The sequence below is a fragment of the Sphingobium xenophagum NBRC 107872 genome, from assembly GCF_000367345.1.
GTDB lineage: Bacteria > Pseudomonadota > Alphaproteobacteria > Sphingomonadales > Sphingomonadaceae > Sphingobium > Sphingobium xenophagum.
In genome coordinates this window covers 55087-72103 of the sequence record NZ_BARE01000027.1, presented here as the reverse complement: position 1 = coordinate 72103, position 17017 = coordinate 55087, and the positions used below count along the sequence as shown (strand labels likewise).

Annotated in this window: 14 protein-coding genes; 12 read left to right on the top strand and 2 right to left on the bottom strand. The window is 62.4% G+C overall.

The genetic code is table 11. The annotated features are described in order from the left end of the window. The first annotated feature begins 85 nt into the window (after positions 1-85). The 6 genes from SX1_RS12885 (at position 86) to SX1_RS12860 (ending at position 6070) form a co-directional block, all read left to right on the top strand. Positions 86-736 (top strand): response regulator transcription factor, encoded by a 651-nt coding sequence (locus tag SX1_RS12885; protein ID WP_017181869.1) that lies wholly within the window; start codon positions 86-88, stop codon positions 734-736. Between the two features lie 139 nt (positions 737-875). After that, positions 876-1304, top strand: coding sequence for a DUF4402 domain-containing protein (locus tag SX1_RS12880; protein WP_255209754.1), 429 nt, complete (start codon positions 876-878; stop codon positions 1302-1304). Between the two features lie 135 nt (positions 1305-1439). Then, the gene (locus SX1_RS12875) at positions 1440-1946 is read left to right on the top strand and encodes a DUF4402 domain-containing protein (protein ID WP_017181871.1); all 507 of its coding nucleotides are present in this window, start codon (positions 1440-1442) and stop codon (positions 1944-1946) included. Between the two features lie 65 nt (positions 1947-2011). Continuing rightward, positions 2012-2479 carry a DUF4402 domain-containing protein gene (locus tag SX1_RS12870; protein WP_019053322.1) on the top strand — a complete coding sequence of 156 codons (468 nt, stop codon included), beginning with the start codon at positions 2012-2014 and terminating at the stop codon, positions 2477-2479. A 96-nt stretch (positions 2480-2575) separates the two neighbouring features. Beyond that, a complete protein-coding gene (locus tag SX1_RS12865; RefSeq protein WP_019053321.1) occupies positions 2576-3394 on the top strand; it encodes a fimbrial biogenesis chaperone in 819 nt (272 codons plus the stop codon). Positions 3395-3418: 24 nt separating this feature from the next. After that, positions 3419-6070, top strand: a complete 2652-nt coding sequence (locus SX1_RS12860) for a carboxypeptidase-like regulatory domain-containing protein (protein WP_019053320.1) — start codon at positions 3419-3421, stop codon at positions 6068-6070. Here SX1_RS12860 and SX1_RS12855 read toward each other — a convergent pair whose 3' ends face one another. Then, positions 6071-7450, bottom strand: coding sequence for an aldehyde dehydrogenase family protein (locus SX1_RS12855; RefSeq protein ID WP_255209753.1), 1380 nt, complete (start codon positions 7448-7450; stop codon positions 6071-6073). Positions 7451-7749: 299 nt separating this feature from the next. Here SX1_RS12855 and SX1_RS12850 point away from each other — a divergent pair, with 299 nt between their 5' ends. From SX1_RS12850 to SX1_RS12825, 6 genes are all read left to right on the top strand, one after another. Further along, complete coding sequence (locus SX1_RS12850; RefSeq protein ID WP_019053318.1) at positions 7750-8607, top strand: GNAT family N-acetyltransferase; 858 nt, start codon at positions 7750-7752, stop codon at positions 8605-8607. Continuing rightward, on the top strand, positions 8604-10067 hold the full coding sequence (locus tag SX1_RS12845) for an NAD-dependent succinate-semialdehyde dehydrogenase (protein WP_019053317.1): 1464 nt from the start codon (positions 8604-8606) through the stop codon (positions 10065-10067). Before SX1_RS12850 ends, SX1_RS12845 begins: the two co-directional genes overlap by 4 nt. Positions 10068-10137: 70 nt before the next feature. Beyond that, complete coding sequence (locus SX1_RS12840) at positions 10138-11205, top strand: tartrate dehydrogenase (protein WP_019053316.1); 1068 nt, start codon at positions 10138-10140, stop codon at positions 11203-11205. 113 nt (positions 11206-11318) lie between these two features. Then, positions 11319-12731 carry an aspartate aminotransferase family protein gene (locus tag SX1_RS12835; RefSeq protein ID WP_019053315.1) on the top strand — a complete coding sequence of 471 codons (1413 nt, stop codon included), beginning with the start codon at positions 11319-11321 and terminating at the stop codon, positions 12729-12731. Between the two features lie 20 nt (positions 12732-12751). Further along, complete coding sequence (locus SX1_RS12830) at positions 12752-13246, top strand: Lrp/AsnC family transcriptional regulator (protein ID WP_017181880.1); 495 nt, start codon at positions 12752-12754, stop codon at positions 13244-13246. Positions 13247-13275: 29 nt separating this feature from the next. Next, complete coding sequence (locus tag SX1_RS12825) at positions 13276-14424, top strand: M20 aminoacylase family protein (protein ID WP_019053314.1); 1149 nt, start codon at positions 13276-13278, stop codon at positions 14422-14424. Between the two features lie 207 nt (positions 14425-14631). Here SX1_RS12825 and SX1_RS12820 read toward each other — a convergent pair whose 3' ends face one another. Continuing rightward, positions 14632-16971: a TonB-dependent receptor gene (locus tag SX1_RS12820; RefSeq protein WP_019053313.1), complete on the bottom strand. Its 2340-nt coding sequence runs from the start codon at positions 16969-16971 to the stop codon at positions 14632-14634. Positions 16972-17017 lie beyond the last annotated feature (46 nt).

The window sequence follows — 17017 nt, the reverse complement described above, 5'->3', positions numbered from 1 at the left end:
GCATTTACCCATCACGGCGCTTGATGGCGGGATATAGTTGGGTTAGCGCGCATGTATAACAAATGTTTAACAAGCTGGGGTCGACGTGATACATAAGGTTTATGTCGTCGATGACGACGAACTAACATGCGTCGCGTTGCGCGACCTGCTCGAAATCGTGCCGGGGGTCGATGTCGAGATGTTTGCGTCGGGCCAGGATTTCCTCGACGCCATGCCGGTTGCTGGCGGGCTTTTGCTGATGGACGTCTATATGCCCGGCCTGGACGGGTTTGAGACAGTCGCGAAGCTGGGAGCGAGGCGCAGCCAATTTCCCACCATCATGATGTCGGGCCGGGGCGAAATCCGTCAGGCGGTGCAGGCGATGAAGATGGGCGCGATCGATTATCTGGAAAAGCCGTGCCAGCCGCAGACGCTTTATGCAGCGGTCAAGGCTGGCCTTGGCCAATTGAAAACGGTGCTTGATGACCAAAGCGCCAATACCGAAGCGCAGCAGCGCATTGCCAGCCTGACCGAGCGGGAAAGCGAACTGCTGCGCCTGCTGGTCAGCGGTATGACCAACAAGGATGCGGCCGAGCAGATGGCGATAAGCGTGAGGACGGCGGAAGCCCATCGCGCCAAGATCATGCTGAAGCTGGGCGCGGACAATTTCACCGAAGTCATGCGGCTGGCCTATGCGTCGGGCTTTGCCACGCTGAGCCCGGACAACGGCCCGCCGCCCGTGCTACAACAGGCTTAACGTTGCGGTAAGCATTTGTGCTTACGTATTTATACCAATTCGCGAGCATAACGGCGTAATGCGGGATGGCAGCATCATTTCATACCCCTTGATGCGGGTCATTCTGTTCGCCGGAGCCATGGCTTGTTCCAGCCTTGCCATGGGTCAAACAGCGAATGCCGCCTCCGGCGGCGCGGCGGTGACGATCTTGCGATCGCTATCGGCGACCCAGGAAGAATCGCTCGATTTCGGGCGTATTCTTCCTGCGGCGCAGGACGGGATCGTGACGGTGCGGCCTGATGGCGGGACCGATTGCAGCGGCGCAATGCTGTGCCTGGGCAAAGGGAAGCCTGCCCTGTTCCGGTTGACCGGCTCAGACTCGCCACTGCTCGTATCGATCGACCCGGCAGTCGCGATGATGGGACCGGATGCCGCGAGTCTGATGGTGACCCTGTTGCCATCCGGGTCTGTGGCGACGGCGAGTCCCGCTGGGGCATCCTATGCGGTGGGCGGACAGATGGTCGTGACGGCGGGGACGCCGCCGGGCAGCTATGCCGGGCAATATAATATTAGCTTTGAATATCAGTAATTTATGGTAGATTCCCTGGTCATTTCGATGGTTAATCGCGGCTTTACCATGCCCATTAGCCTTAGATAGACGGACATTTCCTATCCATGCCTCTGTCGGAGCTGGAATGCCGACGCTGACCAAGGGGTATATCACATGACCAACAAATCCGTTCAGGCCCTGGGCCTGACTGCCATGCTGTTTGCGGGCGCTGCGCTCTCGATCGAACCGGCCCACGCTGCATCCGCCACGGGCGATGCGACGGTTAAGATCCTGCGCGCCATTACCGTCACCAAATCGTCAGACCTGGACTTTGGCAAGATCGTGCCGTCGGCCGCTGCTGCGACCGTCGCCATCGCCGAAGACAATAGCCGCGTGTGCGGCAGCGGCCTGTCCTGCTTCGGCACGACCACCGCGGGCGCCTTTGCCGTCGTCGGCGCCGCGAATGAGACCGTGACCGTGGCGATCGACAATCCATCGATCACGCTGACCGATGGCGGATCGAACAGCATGGCGGTGTTGCTTGCCACGACGACGTCGGCAATGACCCTGTCCGGCACGGGCGATGGCAGCTTCAAGGTTGCCGGCACGCTCAATGTCGGCGCCAATCAGGCCGCCGGCACCTATTCGGGCCAATATGCGGTTTCGGTTTCCTATCAGTAATCACGGTCGGCAGGGGCGGCGCATAAGCGCCGCACCCACGCCGATGCCGAAGGGAGGACGGGGCGATGCGTGCAATATCCGCCATGGCGGCGATTGCCCTGAGCCTGTCCCCCCTGCCCGGCCATATGGCCCATGCCGACACGCGCAAGCAGGCGCCGATTGTCGAGGCGGCCACAGACATCAGTTTCGGGACGATCGCCGCCAGCGCTGCCGGCGGCACGATAGAGCTGACGCCCTCTGGCGCTGTGCGCTGCTCAGCAGGGCTGCAATGCCTGGGCGGTGAGCGGGCCGGGCTATTCTATGTCACCGGTCCCAAAGATTATATGGTCGGCATCATGCTGGCCCCTGCGCAACTGACCAACGGCCGTGGCGAAAGCATGACGGCCCTTCCCAAAGCGTCGCAATCGACGATGGTGCTGGATCCTGGCAAGCGCAAAAACAAGTTCAGCGTCGGCGGCAAGCTGACCCTGTCGGCGGCGCAGCCCGAAGGCGCGTACACCGGCAGTTATGAAGTGATGGTCGAATATTTCTGACCCCACCCGGCATGGTTAGCGAGTTGCTAACCTATTTTCGTCATCTTTGCCCATTGCGGCCCGCTGGACACGAAGCCGCTGACATGGGGTAATGATATGAAACGCACGATGATGATGGCGGCGATTGTCGCCAGCCATGCCCTTACGCCGACCATGGCGCAGGCTGCCGCCGGCGACCTGCTGGTCGCGCCGACCCGCCTGATCATGGGCGCCAATAGCGGCGGCGAGGTCGTGGTCAACAATACTGGCGACAAGGCGACGACATATCGCATATCGCTGGTGCTGCGGAAGATGACCGAACAGGGCACGATCGAATCGGTCGATGAGGCCACTGCGTCGCAGCGCGATGCCGCAGCGCTGGACCTGATCACTTATGCACCGCGCAAGATCACGCTGGCGCCGCAACAGTCGCAGACGGTTCGGATCGGCGTGCGGGTGCCGCCGACCATGCCGGGTGGCGAATATCGCGCGCACCTGCTGTTCCGCGCGGTGCCTGACGTCGCCGATGCCGCCGCGCCGCAACCTGCCGCTGATGGTATGTCGATCAGCCTGACGCCGATTTTCGGCGTCACCATTCCCGTCATCGTGCGCGTGGGTGAGCCGAAGGGCAGCGCCAGCCTGAACAACGCCCGTCTGAGCGTACAGGAGGGACAGGCGCAACTGGACGTCGACCTGATGCGTGCGGGCGACCGATCCGTCTATGGGACGCTGGAATTGATGCAGGCCGACGGCAAAACGCCGATCGCCACGATCAAGGGGATCGCCGCCTATCCGGAAGTGGCGCAGCGGCACATCATGCTGCCGGTGGACCGGGCCGCGCTGGCGCGGGTGAGCGGGCCGCTCAAGGTGCGGTTCGTGGAGACGGACCCCGCGGCGGGCGGCGCAGTGAGCGAAACAGCCGTGGCGCGACCCTGACACCAGACCACAGGTCCATATCCCATGAACGCGCAGCCCCGGCTGTGGCGTGTTTTGCTGTCATGCCTGCTGGTCCTGCTGCTGTTGCGCGCGGGTCCGGCGATGGCGGCGGCCGCCCTGCTGTCCGCCGACGACGCGCTGTTGTTCGATGCGCGGGTCGGGTCATTGTCCGTCGGCAACGGCATTCGCGGCTTCACGGTCGAGGATGCCATCTGCCTGGATATGGGCGATGTGATCGACGCACTGAAGATTGCCGTGGTGCCGAGCGAGGACAAGCGCCGGGCGCAAGGTTGGGCTTTTGACGAGGCGCGGCATATCGCCATCGACCGCGATACCGGCGAGGCGCGGTTCGGGACGGAATATATGCGGCTGGGCGCAAATGACATTCATGACAGCCGGTCGGGATGGTGCGTGGATACCCAGGCGCTGGGCCGATGGCTGGGCGTTACATTTGATGCCGACACGACCAACGCGATCCTGACCATCACGTCCTCCGCGCCGCTGCCCATCGAAGCCGCGTTGCGCCGGACAGCGGCGGCCGAGCGGCTGGCGACGAAAACGCAGCCACAGACAGCGGGGCTGGAGAGGCACCGCTTCCCCTATCGGCTATGGCGCATGCCTGCGCTGGATGCATCATTGGCCGCCGGGTGGCAGCGCGACGCGAAGGGCGCGCAGGTGCGAACGACACGATATGAAATGCTGGCGTCGGGCGAACTGGCCTATGCGTCTGCCGAAGCGCGGCTGGCGTCGGATGCGAACGCCATGCCGGACAGTTTGCGGCTGCGTCTCTACCGGGCCGACCCCGACGGGCAATTGCTGGGGCCGTTGGCAGCGACACAGGCCGCCATCGGGGATGTGGACAGTTTTGCCATCCCCCTTGTTGCCGGATCAGCCAGCGGACGCGGCGTGGCGCTGACCAACCGGCCGCTCGATGCCATTGGCGAATTTGACAAGGTGGCGCTGACTGGCCTGCTACCGCAGGGGTGGGACGCGGAACTCTATCGCAACGGCGAATTGCTCCGCGTGGTCCCGGCGGATGCGAATGGACGCTATGCCTTTCGCGATATTGCGTTGCGCCATGGCGTCAATGTGCTGGAAGTCGTCCGCTATGGCCCACAAGGGCAGGTCAGACGTGAACGGCGAGTCTATAATATCGCGGCGCAATCGCCGGGGCCGGGCGAAACCTGGTGGTCCACCAATATCGTGCAGGGCAATCATGATCTGCTGCGTTTCGGCAAGAGCCGGCAAACCCCGGCATCGGGATGGCGCGGCAGCATGGCTGTCGACCACGGACTGGGCCGGGGAACGTCGATCGGCGCCGCAATCATACGCGCGCCCTCATCAGATGGCAGCGCCGATTATGGCCATCTAAACCTGCGCGGCGGGTTGGGTGGAATGCTGGGGGAAGTGTCCTGGGCAGGCCGCAGGGGCGGCGGATCGGCCACACGCGCTTCTGTCGTCGGTGATCTGTTCAAGACCAGCATAGCGGTAGAGGCTGTCCATAATCGCGGGTTGCGATCCGAACGGATGGACCCTGCACTGCGGTCCTATGTCGGGGTAGCGCTCGACCGGCCGGTCCATGCAGCCGGTCTGATCCTGCCGCTGCATTTCGACCTGCGATCAACCCGGCAGCAGAGCGGACAGGGGGTAGAGGCGAATGGCCGCCTGTCGGTTGCGACACGCAGCGTGGCGGCCAGTCTGGTGGGTGGATGGAGCCGGTTCCAGTCGAGCGACGGCATGGCCCGCGAGAGTGCGACAGCCGGGCTGCTGGTCAGCGGGCGGGCCGGCAAGGTGAGGTTGCGGGGCGAGGTCCATTGGCGGCTGAAGCCCGATCCCACGTTGATGGGGGTCCAGCTGACCGCGAACCGGGCGCTGGGGGCAACCGACATGGTGCAGATATCTGCCAATTATGCGGCGGGCGAGAAAAAGGTCGCGATCGATGCGGCCTATGCGCGCGATTTCGGCCCGGCGGCGCTAACGCTGAACCTGTCGGGCGACAGCCGCCGGGCGGTGGCGATCGGCCTGGGACTGACGTTCAGCGTAGGCCCAGGCGCAAACGGACGGTTTGGCCGGGTACGTTCCGCGTCTCAGGCACGGGGCGGCGGATTGCTGGTGCGAGCCTTTCGCGATCTGGACGGCAATGGACAGCGCGATGCGGGCGAACCACCCTTTGCCGACCCGGTCGGGGTACTGGTGAACGATCTGCCGTTACCCGCCCGGTTGCGCGGGGAAGAGGCACGGGACATCGAGCTGGACGGGCTAAGCCCCGCTACCCCGATCAAGATTGCGCTGGACGAAGCATCACTCTCCGATCCGTTCGATATACCGAGCAATCCCGGCGTCCTTGTCACCCCGCGCGCTGGCCTGCACGAAGTGGTCGAACTGGGCGTATCGCCTTCCGCCTCGGTCGAAGGGACGCTGGCGGTGAACGGGCGGGCGCTGGCGGGCGAGACGATCGAGTTGCTGACGATGGATGGTACAAGCGCCTATCGCGCGCGCACGGAGTTTGACGGCATGTTCAGTTTCGAGCGGGTCCGGTACGGTCGCTATCGGCTAAAAGTGGCGCAGGGCCGCCACCCACAGGTCGAGCAGATCGTCGAACTGGGCCAGGCCCGCAGCATGGCGCGGCTGGGCGTCATCGATGTCGGCACTGTGCAGCGCATGGCGGCGCGCTGATCAGAATTCGACGAGCGCCACCTTGGTCTTGAGATTGGCGACATAGGCTTCGCGGCCCAGATCCTTGCCGATGCCAGATTGCTTGAAGCCGCCCGTCGGCAGGATGAAGTCGTTGCTGCGGCCATAGCGGTTGACCCAGACAGTGCCGGCCTCCAGCGCGCGGGTGGCGCGCAGGGCGCGGCTGAGGTCGCCGGTATGGACGCCCGCGGCCAGCCCATAATTGCTGTCATTGGCCAACGCATAGGCTTCCCCTTCGTCGGCGAAGGTCTGGACGGTCAGCACCGGTCCGAAAATCTCACTCTGTACCGCCTCACTATGCTGCGCAGCATTTTGCAGCAAAGTGGGCAGGAAATAGCTGCCATCCTGCGGCGCCGTGGCGCGTGTACCGCCCGCAAGCACCTGTGCGCCATCAGTGACGGCGCGCTGGACGATACCGTCGATCCGATCGAGCTGGCCATCGGAAATGATCGGGCCAAGCGTACTGTCGCTGGCCCAGGTTGGTCCCGGCTTGTGCGCCGCAAAGGCCGCCATGATGCGATCGATGACCTGATCGGCAACCTTGTCCTGCACCAGCAGGCGCGATCCTGCGACGCAGACCTGCCCGGCATTGAGCGTGATCGCGCGCGCGACGATGGCGGATGCCTTGTCCAGGCCTGCATCGGCGAAGATGATCTGCGGGCTTTTGCCGCCCAGTTCCAGCGTCACCGGCTTGGGGCCGGTCTGGGCGCAGGCGGTCATGATCGCCGCGCCCGTCGCAGTTGACCCGGTGAAGGTGACCTTGGCGATCTCAGGACGCCGCACCAGCGGATCGCCAACGCTGCGTCCGTCACCCTGAACGATGTTGAAAATGCCGGCGGGCAAGCCTGCCTCGATCGCCAGTTCCGCCAGCCGCACGATGCTGAACGGTGTCATTTCCGACGGCTTCAGCACGATGCTGTTGCCTGCCGCGATGGCGGGCGCAATTTTCCATGCGGCCATGACCAGCGGCAGGTTCCACGGCGCGATCGCAGCGACCACGCCATAGGGTTCGTGGATGGTAAGGCCCAGCTTGTCCGGCGTGGTCGATGCGACTTCGCCGCCAATCTTGTCCGCCCATTCGGCAAAGAAGCGAACGGTTTCAGCGGTATAGCTCACATCCCAGGCGCGGATTTCGTGGATCATGCGCGTGGAGCCAAGCGCCTCCAGCGGTGCGATCGTTTCCATGTCGCCTTCAATAAGGTCGGCCCAGCGGCGCAGCACCCGCATCCGACCGCGCGGGTCAGTCTGCGCCCAGCCGCTACTTTTATAGGCGCGCTGCGCGTCCTCGACCGCCTGCGCCAACTGCGCATCATCGACACTGTCGAGATCGGCATAGATCCGCCCGTCCGAGGGGCGCCGCACGGGAATCGCCTGTCCGCGCCCGACAACACGCCGTCCCCCGATAAAATTGCTGCCTTGCGGCAAGACGATGAGATCGGGGTTGAAAATGTCCACAGCGCAGCTTTCCTTCATGCAGGCTGGACGAGAGAATATGGATCGCGCGCGGCATGTGTTGCAGTTGCGGGGGAAAATCTGCGCGATAATCTTCCAAAATCGGGCCGAAGGCAGCAGCCAATGCTTGGACACGCCGATTAATACCGATCCAAGTGATTCCTTATCTGGGCAGGCGGACGACCCATTTCCGCCGGGGAGCAAGATGCATGGCGACAGACATAGAGGCGATGGTGGACCTGCGGGCGATGATCGTGGACGATCTGCCCGCTGCGCACGCGCTTTCCAGCGAACAGAAATGGCCGCACCGGATCGAGGATTGGGACATGCTGCTCAGCCTTGGCTTTGGTTATGTGGCAGAACGTGACGGAGAGGTTATCGGCACGGCCATGGCGTGGCTGTACGGGACCGACGCTGCGACGCTGGGGATGGTCATCGTATCGCCGGCAGCGCAGGGCATGGGGCTTGGTCGCCGGTTGATGGAGGCGGTGATGGCCGATCTTGGCGACCGTACGATCCTGCTCAACGCCACGGATGAGGGCGCGCCGCTCTATCGCAAGCTTGGCTTTGAACCGGTCGGCCCGGTGTTCCAGCATCAAGGGGCCGCCTTTGCCGTGCCGGTCGCCGAACTCATCCCCGACGAACGGGTGCGGCCATTGGGGGCGAAGGACATGCCGACGCTCCATGATCTGGCGCGGCAGGCGAGCGGCATGAACCGGGACACGCTGCTGGATGCTTTGGTGCCAGGCGCGCAAGGCGTGGTGCTGACGCGCGACAATGAACCGGTGGGCTTTGCCCTGTTTCGCCGTTTTGGCCGCGGCTATGTCGTCGGGCCGACGGTGGCCCCGGACACTGGCGGCGCAAAGGCGCTGATTTCCCACTGGCTCGGATCGAACAGCGGGATTTTCTGTCGGCTCGACGTGCCGGAAGAAAGCGCGTTGAGCAATTGGCTCGATGAGTTGGGCCTGCCCTGCGTCGGCCGGGTGATGCGCATGGTGCGCGGGCCGATGCCGCAGACAGACCCCTCGATCAAAGTCTTCTCTCTCACGACACAGGCGCTCGGATGACTCTTTCCCTTTCCAACCCCGCCCTTTTCGTCGAACGCGCCTATATTGGCGGCGCGTGGGTCGGCGCAACGTCCGGTGCGACCGTGCCGGTGGACAATCCCGCGACCGGCGCGATCATCGGCACCGTGCCCGATTGCAGCGCGGCTGATACCCAGGCGGCGATAGATGCGGCAGAGGCCGCCTTCCCGGCGTGGAAGGCGCGGACGGCAAGCGATCGCGCGGCGATGCTGGAGCGTTGGCATGCGCTGGTGATGGACAATCTGGTCGATCTGGGCCGGATCATGACCGCCGAACAAGGCAAGCCGACCGCGGAAGCCGAGGGCGAAATTCGCTACGCTGCAAGCTTTATCAAGTGGTTCGCCGAAGAAGCCCGGCGGATCGACGGCGGCATCATCCCCGCCCCCGAAGCCAATCGCCGCATATTGGTGATGAAGGAGCCGGTTGGGGTATCGGCGGCGATCACGCCATGGAATTTCCCCTCTGCCATGATCACGCGCAAATGTGCGCCTGCACTGGCGGCCGGTTGCCCGGTGGTGGTCAAGCCGTCGGAACTGACGCCCTATAGCGCGCTGGCCATGGCGAAGCTGGCAGAAGAAGCAGGTTTCCCTGCAGGCGTGTTCAATGTCGTCACGGGTCTTCCGACAGCGATCGGCGGTGCGCTGACCGCCAGTCCTGTAGTGCGCAAATTGTCCTTCACCGGATCGACCCGCGTAGGCGCTTTGCTGATGCGGCAGTGCGCCGACACGATCAAGCGGGTCAGCTTCGAACTGGGTGGCAATGCGCCGTTGATCATATTCGATGATGCCGACATCGATCTGGCCGTTGCCAGCGCAATGGTCAGCAAATTCCGCAATGCCGGCCAGACCTGCGTCTGCGCCAATCGCATTCTGGTGCAGGACGGCGTTTATGACCAGTTTGCCGAGAAGCTGGCCAAGGCCGTGTCGGCGCTGAAGGTCGCGCCGGGCGACATGCAGGGCAGCACCATCGGACCGCTGATCAACACTGCTGCCGCCGAGAAGGTGAAGGCGCATGTCGACGACGCGCTGTCGCGCGGCGCGACCCTGTTTGCGCAAGCGCCCGAAGGCGCAACAGGTGAGCGCTTTGCCCGCCCCGTCGTCCTGACCGGGGCGACACGGGACATGCGGCTGGCGGAAGAAGAGACGTTCGGCCCGGTCGCGCCACTGTTCCGCTTCACCCATGAGGATGAAGGGGTCGAACTGGCCAACGCCACCAGCTATGGCCTTGCCAGCTATTTCTACACCGAAAATCTGCATCGCGCCTTCCGCGTTGCCGAGCGGCTGGAGGCGGGCATGGTTGCGCTCAATACCGGTTCGATCGCTATGGAAGTCGCGCCGTTCGGCGGGGTCAAGATGTCGGGTCTGGGCCGAGAGGGCGCCCATGCGGGGATTGAGGAATATCTGGAGACAAAGGCGTTCCATATCGGCGGGCTGAAGATCTAGAGCCACCCGTCCCGCCCGCTTAGCCCAGTTCCCGCCGTCGCTGGCACACGTCCCTCGTAAAGGAGGCATCATGCGCAACTATAACATCTCCGTCATCCCCGGCGACGGCATTGGCAAGGAAGTCATGCCCGAAGGCATCCGCGTACTGGAGCGGGCGGCGAGCCTCTATGGCTTCACGATCGGCCAGAAATGGCAGGATTTCGCCTGCTGCGATTATTACGCCAAACATGGCCAGATGATGCCGGACGACTGGAAGGAGCAGATCGGCAAGCCTGACGCGATCTTCTTTGGCGCGGTCGGCTGGCCAAACACGGTGCCAGATCATATTTCGCTGTGGGGATCCTTGCTCCAGTTCCGGCGGGAATATGATCAATATGTCAATCTGCGCCCTGTCCGGTTGATGCCCGGCGTCCCCTGTCCGCTGGCCGGCCGCGAGCCGGGGGACATTGATTTCTGGGTGGTGCGCGAAAATACCGAGGGCGAATATAGCTCGGTCGGCGGCAAGATGTTTCCAGGTACCGATCGTGAGATCGTGATCCAGGAGACGGTGATGACCCGTCACGGCACCGACCGGGTATTGCGCTATGCTTTCGATCTGGCCGCCACGCGCGAGCGCAAGCATGTGACGTCCGCCACAAAGTCGAACGGCATCGCCATCACCATGCCCTGGTGGGACGAGCGGGTGGAGGAGATGGCCAAAAATTACCCGACCGTCACCCATGATAAATATCATATCGACATTCTGACGGCGCAATTCGTGCTGAACCCCGATCGTTTCGACGTGGTGGTGGCGTCCAACCTGTTTGGCGACATATTGTCCGACCTTGGCCCGGCCTGCACCGGAACGATCGGCGTGGCACCGTCGGGCAATATCAACCCGGATGGCACCCACCCGTCGCTGTTCGAACCGGTCCATGGCTCGGCGCCCGACATCGCCGGCAAGGGCATTGCCAATCCCGTAGGCCAGATCTGGTCGGCGGCGATGATGCTGGAGCATCTGGGCGAGGCGGATGCCGCTGCCGCCATCATGCGCGCGGTCGAAACGGTATTGGCCGAACCTGCCCTGCGGACAGGCGACCTGAAGGGCAAGGCCGGTACCGAGGAATGCGGCAAGGCCATTGCCGACGCGCTGGCCTGAGCGGGACCAGCGCGGCACAATATGCCGCGCCGTTTCGCCAATACGGCCCCGGCAGGCTTGTAAACGGGTCGATTGAGACTTTCCCGCTGCGTCACAAGGATAGGCTGCGTCCCATGACCACCATGGCGAGCACCCCCAAGATGCACCAATCCAACCGTAACCTGCTGGACATCGACCGCGATCATCTGATTCATTCGGTCACTTCCTTCCGCGCCCATGAAGCGCGCGGCGCGACCATGTTGCAAAGCGGCAAGGGCATGTGGCTGACCGATATGGACGGCCGCGAAGTGCTAGATGCCTTTGCCGGGCTGTGGTGCGTCAATGTCGGCTATGGCCAGGACAGCATCGTCGAGGCGGCAGCAGAGCAGATGCGACGCCTGCCCTACGCGACCGGCTATTTCCATTTCGGTTGCGAGCCTGCCGCGCGGCTGGCCGAGCGTCTCGTCGCTCTGTCGCCGGAGGGGCTGGAGCATGTCTATTTTACGCTGGGCGGGTCGGATGCGGTGGACTCCGCGATCCGCTATATCACCCACTATTACAATGCCATCGGCAAGCCCGCCAAGAAACAGTGCATCGCGCTGGAGCGGGGCTATCATGGATCGAGCAGCACTGGCGCAGGCCTGACGGCGCTCGCCAACTTCCATCGTAATTTCGATCTGCCGCTGCGCTGGCAGCATCATATCAGCTCGCCCTACCCCTATCGCAGCGATCTGGAAGGGGATGATGCAGCGATCATCGCCCGGTCGGTTCAGCAGTTGAAGGACAGGGTCGCAGAACTGGGCGCGGACAATGTCGCTGCCTTCTTCTGCGAGCCGATACAGGGCTCTGGCGGCGTCATCGTGCCGCCGGTCGGCTGGCTCAAAGCCATGCGGCAGGCGTGCGACGAACTGGATATTTTGCTGGTCGCCGACGAAGTGATCACCGCCTTTGGTCGCACCGGGCCAATGTTCGCCTGCGAAGCGGAGGGCGTGACGCCAGACCTTATGACCGTCGCCAAGGGTTTGACCTCCGGCTATGTGCCGATGGGCGCGGTGCTGATGTCCGACAAAGTGTATCAGGGGATTGCCGATGGCGCGGCCGCCGATGTCGTGATCGGCCATGGCGCGACCTATTCGGGCCATCCGGTGAGCGCGGCGGTAGGGCTGGAAGTGTTGCGGCTCTATACCGAAGGCGGAATATTGGCGAACGGCCAGAAGGTCGCAGCGCGATTCGATGCCGGGCTGGCCGGGCTGGCTGACCATCCGCTGGTGGGCGATACGCGTGGACGCGGCCTGCTGGGTGCGATCGAGCTGGTGGCGGACAAAGGCACGAAAGCGCGGTTTGACCCGGCGCTCAAGGTCGCCGACCGCCTGTTCAACGATGGCTATGCCAATGGCGTCATCTTCCGCGCTTTTGCCGACAATATCATCGGCCTGGCTCCCGCGCTATGCGCGACCGATGCCGAGATGGACGAGATATTCGCGCGCATCAGGAAAACGCTCGACGGCTTGCTCGAACAGGCAGATATTCGCGCGGCGCTGGGATAAATATAAGGGGGAACAAGGACATGTTGGGCGGACCCAGACTGGACAGGATCGACCTGAAAATCCTGACGCAGCTACAGCAGTCGGGCCGGATCACCAATGTCGAGCTGGCCGACGCTGTCGGCCTGTCCCCCAGCCCATGCCTGACCCGCGTCAAGCGACTGGAGAAAGCGGGCTATATCACCGGCTATGGCGCACATATCAATTTGCACAAGCTGGGCGAATTTCTGACCGTCTTTACTGAAGTAACGCTGACCGAACATCGGTCGGGCGACTTTTCCCGGTTTGAAACCCGCATCCGCAAACTGGACGAGATTGTCGAATGTCATCTGGTCAGCGGCGGATATGATTATCTGTTGAAATTCGTGACCCGCGGGGTCGGCCATTATCAGTCGATCATCGAAGGTATGCTGGAAAGCGATTATGGCATCGAAAAATATTTCAGCTATGTCGTGATCAAATCGCCCTTCATCAAACATCATTACCCGATCCAGCATCTGTTTGGCGAGCAACGCTAGGATTGGAAGCGGAAGCTTGTTGATAGATTATGAATGACATCACCGACCTGATCGAACCGCTCGTTGCGTTCCGCCGCGATATTCATGCGCACCCGGAACTCGGCTTTTGCGAGCATCGCACAGCCGGACGGATTGCCGAGCAGTTGCGCGCGCTGGGGCTCGAAGTGCATGAAGGGATCGGGCGTACGGGCGTGGTCGGCGTGCTGCGCAACGGCACGTCGGGACGCAGTATCGGGCTGCGGGCGGATATGGACGCACTGCCGATTGAGGAGCAGACCAACCTGCCTTGGGCCAGCAAGACGCCCGGAACCTTCCATGGTTGCGGCCATGACGGGCATGTCGCGATGCTGCTGGGCGCGGCCCAGCAGCTGACGCGCAGCCGCAATTTCGACGGAACGGTCCATTTCTTCTTCCAGCCAGCCGAAGAGGGGCAAGGCGGCGCGCGCGAAATGGTGCAGGAGGGACTGTTCGAGCGTTTCCCGTGCGAGCGCGTGTTCGGCCTGCATAACTGGCCCGATCTGCCAGCGGGCACGATCGCGACGCGGCCCGGCCCGATCATGGGCGCGGCGGACAAGTTCGAAATCCTGCTTGAAGGACGCGGCGGCCATGCCGCGATCCCGCAGGATACGCCCGATGCCATATTGGCCGCAGCGACGCTGGTGACGCAATTGAACGCGATCATATCGCGCCGGATCGCGCCGACCGCGTCGGCCGTGCTGTCGATCACGCAAATCCATGGCGGGCATACCCATAATGTGATCCCCGCCGAAGTCCGTATCGGCGGCACTGTGCGGACGTTCGACGAGCAAGTGCAGGACAGGATCGAAGCATCTATCCGCGAGATTGCGGCAGGCGTGGCGCTGGCCAACGGGTTGAGCGCGAGCGTCGATTATCAGCGTTACTATCCCGCCACGATCAATGATACGCAGGCGGCGCAGGAAGCGCTCGACGCGGCAGCGACCGTCGGCGTCGCGCAGCTCGCACCCGACCCCGCCTTCACGTCGGAGGATTTCGCCTTCATGCTGAAAGCCTGCAAGGGTGCCTATATCTGGCTGGGTCAGGCAAAGCCCGAGGGTGGCGCGCCACTCCATAACCCCCATTATGATTTCAACGATGATGTGCTGGGGCTGGGTATCCGGCTGCATGTCGCCCTGGTCGAACGGCATTTGGCGATTTAGGGCTGCAGTAACATATCGGCCTTCGATCGAAGCGATAGGAGCAGCGGACGAAGATGACCTGCCCTATCGCGTAATAACTGGCGGTCGGTAGCCAGTCCGTTGGGCTGAAAGCCTCCTTGAATTCCCTCAGGCCGGCACGAATCCCGGCCCATATCGTGTCGGCACGCCAGGACGCGCCGACCTTGTATGAGCCGGGATGCGTTGCGCTTACCGGATCGTCAATTGCACGCCGACCGTTCGCGGCGCGTCGACCAGGGCACTGATGCTGCCGGGCGCGAGCGGGATCGACTGCTTATATTGCGTAGTCAGCTTGTCGGTCAGATTCTTGCCGACCAGCGCCACTTCCCAACGACCATCCTGCGGCCCGAACCCAATGCGCAGGTCGACCTTGGTATAGCCGCGCTGCTCCAGCAGCGGGTCGGCGGTAGCCGCCATGAAATAGCGTGACGTGAAATAGACCAAGGGATCGACCGTCAGATTGTAATTGCCGACCGGGATAGACGCCCGCGCGCCGACATTGCCGCTCCATTCCGGCGCGTTGGTGCGCCGTTTGCCCGACAGATCCTGCGTGCAGCCCCCGCCGACTTGCGCCAGTGCCTGGATAGTGCAGGCACCGTTGGGATAATCGGTATATTTGGCGTCGAGATAGGCAACACTGGTATTGAGCGTGAGCCAGGAGGTTGTGCGCAGACTGGCATTGAACTCGACACCTTGAGAGCGCGATGCGCCGACATTCTGCACCAGCGATGTGATGGTCCCGTTGGGCTGAAGTTGAAGACTAGTTTCCTGCAGGTCCTTATAGTCGCTGCGATAGAATGTCAGGTCCATGTTCAGCCGCCGGTCAAGGAAGCTGCCCTTTATACCCAGTTCATAGGCGTTGACCGTTTCCGGCCCGAAATCCTCGTTCTGCGCCCCAAAGCTATAGCCGCCAGCCTTAAAGCCGTTGGCATAGCTTGCGTATATCATGACGTCGCGCGACAGATCATATTGAATGCTTGCGGACGGCATGAATTTATTGTCGGTCCGCTCCGGGCGCGCAAAGTCCGCGGTATTGGTGGCCAAGAGCCGCGCCACAATTGCTGTCTGGGCGGGGGAAAGGCTCTGAAATCCCTCGAACGAGGCGAGATTGTCGCCCAGTCCTGGCGCGGCCGTACGATGGGCACGCTTCTGGATGCTGGAGTAACGAGCGCCCAGATTGATCCGGAAATGCTCGATCGGACGGATGGTCGCGGACGCGAAACCCGACCAGGTCGTATCATTTTGCGTAATGATATTGTTACCGGCGAATAATGTGGAGGCATTGAAAGTGCCCGTGGTGTCGCGCGCGCCAAAGGGCTGGAACGAAAAACCAACAACTGTTCGCGTGCTCAACCGACCATGCGAGGCATAGCCGCCAATCATATATTCCAATGTGCCGCCGGTGGCAGACTGATAGCGAATTTCCTGGCTCACTTGGCGATAACGTTCGTCCTGACGCGTGGGATAGCCATTGGTCCCGCCAATCGCATCGGTCAGCGGGAATGGAATGCCCTGCCCCAAGTTCGTGGTGTGATGCCAGAAATAGCCGGAGATCATGTTGATCGATCCGCTGCCGACGTCGACACTGTTCGTCCATGCACCTTCAATGAAGTCATAGTTGGTTTGAGTAGGGCCGGTCGCAGAATGATAATCGAGCGTGTCGTCAATGTTGCCGCCATTCTGATTGAGATAGCGATTGCAGACATTGATCGGGGCGAGCGCGAAGCCCGGCGGAGGGGGACAGTTGATGACTTGGTACATCCCCGAACCACGGGTGCGCGAGCGCGCGCCGTCTATCCGCAAGTCCGACCGGAAGTCGCTGTCCGGCTCCCATTTGAGAGCGATACGTCCCTGGGCCGTGCGGTCATGCGGCCCATCTTCGCCGGTATTGCTGCTTTTGATATATCCGTCGCTACCCGACACGCGACCAGCAATGCGGGCGCTGAGCGATGGGCTGAGCGGCGCGTCCACCCCCATCTGCACATCATATTCCTGGGTCGAGGGAACATAGGTCGCAACCGCATTGTAATTCAATTCTTCGCCTGGCTTTCGCGTGACGATGTTCAGCGCACCGGCAATCGCGTTCGCCCCGAAGAAGGTTGTCTGCGGTCCCTTGAGCACCTCGACCCGTTCAAGGTCAAACAAGGCTGCGCGAGTGGAGCGCGAACGGCTGCGATAGACGCCGTCGACAAAGGTTGCGACCGACTGTTCGAAGCCGGGATTGGGCCCTGACCCGACGCCCCGGATCGTGATCGCATTGGCGATGGTGCCGGTCGAAATCCGTACGTTGGGCAGGCGTACCGCCATGTCATTCAGGCTGGTGATGTTCTGGCGTTGCAGCGTCTCGCCGCCGACGACCGAAACGGCGACTGGCACGTCCTGCAGTCGCTGTTCGCGGCGCTGAGCCGTTACGACGATTTCGCCGTCGGTATTTTGCCCCGCCGCATCTGCCTGCGCAAACGCTGGCGTCGTTAGCAAAGCACAGATGGCAGTTCCCAAAAGCAGATGGCCTTGTGAGATAATTTTCATCACTCCCTCCCAATATTTATTTGGATATAATGTCTATTATTAAAAT

Coding starts and splice junctions, on each gene's coding strand:
- SX1_RS12880 (WP_255209754.1), top strand. CDS start 876: ATGGGTCAAACAGCGAATGCCGCCTCCGGCGGCGCGGCGGTGACGATC.
- SX1_RS12875 (WP_017181871.1), top strand. CDS start 1,440: ATGACCAACAAATCCGTTCAGGCCCTGGGCCTGACTGCCATGCTGTTT.
- SX1_RS12870 (WP_019053322.1), top strand. CDS start 2,012: ATGCGTGCAATATCCGCCATGGCGGCGATTGCCCTGAGCCTGTCCCCC.
- SX1_RS12865 (WP_019053321.1), top strand. CDS start 2,576: ATGAAACGCACGATGATGATGGCGGCGATTGTCGCCAGCCATGCCCTT.
- SX1_RS12860 (WP_019053320.1), top strand. CDS start 3,419: ATGAACGCGCAGCCCCGGCTGTGGCGTGTTTTGCTGTCATGCCTGCTG.
- SX1_RS12850 (WP_019053318.1), top strand. CDS start 7,750: ATGGCGACAGACATAGAGGCGATGGTGGACCTGCGGGCGATGATCGTG.
- SX1_RS12845 (WP_019053317.1), top strand. CDS start 8,604: ATGACTCTTTCCCTTTCCAACCCCGCCCTTTTCGTCGAACGCGCCTAT.
- SX1_RS12840 (WP_019053316.1), top strand. CDS start 10,138: ATGCGCAACTATAACATCTCCGTCATCCCCGGCGACGGCATTGGCAAG.
- SX1_RS12835 (WP_019053315.1), top strand. CDS start 11,319: ATGACCACCATGGCGAGCACCCCCAAGATGCACCAATCCAACCGTAAC.
- SX1_RS12830 (WP_017181880.1), top strand. CDS start 12,752: ATGTTGGGCGGACCCAGACTGGACAGGATCGACCTGAAAATCCTGACG.
- SX1_RS12825 (WP_019053314.1), top strand. CDS start 13,276: ATGAATGACATCACCGACCTGATCGAACCGCTCGTTGCGTTCCGCCGC.
- SX1_RS12820 (WP_019053313.1), bottom strand. CDS start 16,971: ATGAAAATTATCTCACAAGGCCATCTGCTTTTGGGAACTGCCATCTGT.